We start from the raw sequence: 2,541 nt of genomic DNA, 5'->3' as shown, positions 1-2,541 counted from the left end.
GAAGCAAATCGCTGACTCGGTAAAAACACATACTGACAATGAAGGTTATAAGCCAAGCAAGGAGGAGATGAGTGAGATCACTGGTCTTTGAGGGAAATACATGGCAAGAATATGAAACCTTAAGAGAAAACGATAAAAAGCTATATAAGGTACTGTGCCGACAACTTAAGGAAATGCTGCGTGGTAACCCTGCCGAAGGAACGGGAAAACCAGAACAACTTAAGCATAATTTATCGGGACTTTGGTCGAGACGTCTAAGCCAGAAAGACCGGTTAATTTATAAATACGACGATGAGTATATTTACATTTTTGCTATTGGTGGGCACTACGGCCAACACTAATAGGCCTTAACGCCCGGCTCACCGGGAAATTTTGCTGGCGACTTTTTTGTCGCGTAGCGCAAAAATGGTGACAGTAAAATTTGTCCGGTGGAGCCGCTTGTTAAATGCTTGGATATGGAATAGCATAACAATACATATAAACAATGCGCATTAGGAGCAAATACCATGCAACCAAGTTTTGACCAGCAAGCGCCTAAGAAAGCTACTAACCTAACAGTAAACAGTGACCTTTTAAATCAAGCTAAAAGTTTGAAAATAAACTTATCAGCGACACTTGAACAAGCCTTGATTGTTCAAGTAAAAAAAGCACAACGCGAACAATGGCTTAAAGAAAATAAAGATGCTATTGACGAGCTGAACAAGTTGAGTGAAGAGAATGGTTTATTTTCTGACTCATTCAGGAGCTTTTAATGAGCCAATTTACGCTTTATTTGAACAAAGACAAAAGCAGTAAAAAAACATACCCCTATTTTGTTGATGTGCAAAACAACTTACTAAATGACTTGAATTCAAGACTAGTTATCCCGTTAACCCCTTCGAAAAAAGTTAACGAAAAAGTAGCTCAGAAGCTATGTCCTACAGTTAGAATTGAAGGAGAGGATTTCGTCCTCGTTACCAACCAAATGACAACTGTGCCTAAAACGCTTCTGAAATCCGAAGTAGACTCTCTAGAACATTATCGCTACCAAATCATTGATGCGATAGATATGTTGATTACTGGCATTTAACGCCAGCCGTAACCGGCGCATTTGTAGTGAGCAGCGCGAACGAAAAATGCCTCCGAGTTTACGGCATTGTTAGGTTTCGAATGCAATCTCTGCCTCCATAAACGTTACGGCACTTCCGTACAGTATGACTCGGTCGGCTTTGACTTCGCATGTAAGGCTGCCACCACGCTTAGAGACTTGCTTGGCGCTTAAAGTGCTTTTCCCAAGTTTACCAGCCCAGTACGGCGCAAGTTTGCAATGCGCTGCACCAGTAACGGGATCTTCGGGGATGCCAATTTTAGGAGCAAAGAATCTACTGACAAAATCCACATCGGAGCCCGGTGCGGTAACGATTACACCGCGAAAATCGAGTTGGCTAAGCAAAGAGTGGGTTGGTGTGATGGCTCGAACGATTGCCTCATTATCAAACACAGCTACGTAATCATCCGCGACCAATACCTCAATGGGGCACACACCAATGGCTTTAACCAAAGTTTCGGAAACCTCACAAGGAGTTAGTGCTAGCGCCGGAAAATCCATTTTTAGTTGATTGCCATCCTTTTCCACGCAAAGGTTGCCGCTACGCGTCTCAAAGATAATCGTTGGTTCAGTATGACCAAGAATTTCAAAGATGACATGAGCCGTTGCCAATGTGGCATGCCCACATAAATCAACCTCCTTAACAGGACTAAACCATCTTAAATTAAACCCAGTTTCTGTGGGCACGAAAAATGCTGTTTCAGATAAATTGTTTTCTTCTGCGATGGCTTGAAGCAATTCATCTTTCAGCCAGTTATCCAATGGACATACTGCCGCCGGGTTTCCCTCGAATGCACGGGTTGCAAAGGCATCAACTTGGTATTGTTTTATTTTCATATCCGATACTGTGTGATAAAAACCTAACGCCGCAATAAAGGGCGAGCGGCGCGCAGCAAAGCGAGTCCAGCCCACGGGCCCTTTCGTGGGCGATCTTTGATTGCTTGGTTATGTACTGTTGTCACGGAAAGGCCTCGATAATAGTGAGAATACCAACCAAGTTAAATATACAAATACTAAGTAAAAAATGCTAAATACAGACCCAAGCGCAAAAGTAGTGACCTGTGAACCTGTATGGACAGTATCTATTGTTGTTTGATGTTCTGGACCAATTTGAACATTTTCAGGTTTTGGTAACAAAGCTGCCACATCACTTTCTGAGAAAAACGCAATATTTAACAACCAATACGAAAACACCAAGAGAGTTGAGAATAATACGATACCAAAACGCTTGAATCGACCCTTTAAGTACTTTGAATTTAAGAATTGTAATATGAATGGGAATGTTAGAAATATTGCTAACAAAGCCACATAAGGTTGAAAGAATGTAAAAATAAGCTCGAACATTGTGACTAACTACTTTTCCTTGTATGTACATAGACATAATGACTCCCCACGTCCCAAAAGAGTGCTGACCTCCTATCGTGGGTTAGCAAAGCCAGAGCCATAATATATGT

At 41.8% G+C, this 2,541-nt stretch carries 4 protein-coding genes; 3 read left to right on the top strand and 1 reads right to left on the bottom strand.

Annotated elements, in window-relative coordinates; genetic code table 11:
- Nucleotides 1-71: 71 nt before the first annotated feature.
- From A3756_RS13615 to A3756_RS13605, 3 genes are all read left to right on the top strand, one after another.
- Complete coding sequence (locus A3756_RS13615) at nt 72-341, top strand: Txe/YoeB family addiction module toxin (protein ID WP_068516648.1); 270 nt, start codon at nt 72-74, stop codon at nt 339-341.
- A gap of 165 nt (nt 342-506) precedes the next feature.
- The gene (locus A3756_RS13610) at nt 507-752 is read left to right on the top strand and encodes a type II toxin-antitoxin system CcdA family antitoxin (RefSeq protein WP_068553687.1); all 246 of its coding nucleotides are present in this window, start codon (nt 507-509) and stop codon (nt 750-752) included.
- Nucleotides 752-1,069: a CcdB family protein gene (locus A3756_RS13605; protein WP_068516653.1), complete on the top strand. Its 318-nt coding sequence runs from the start codon at nt 752-754 to the stop codon at nt 1,067-1,069. Before A3756_RS13610 ends, A3756_RS13605 begins: the two co-directional genes overlap by 1 nt.
- A 69-nt stretch (nt 1,070-1,138) precedes the next feature.
- On the opposite strand, the gene A3756_RS13600 is transcribed toward A3756_RS13605, so the two are convergent.
- Nucleotides 1,139-1,999, bottom strand: a complete 861-nt coding sequence (locus A3756_RS13600; protein WP_368664586.1) for a PhzF family phenazine biosynthesis protein — start codon at nt 1,997-1,999, stop codon at nt 1,139-1,141.
- Nucleotides 2,000-2,541 lie beyond the last annotated feature (542 nt).

It is taken from the genome of Oleiphilus sp. HI0086 (assembly GCF_001635225.1).
This window is presented reverse-complemented; position numbering and strand designations above follow the sequence as displayed.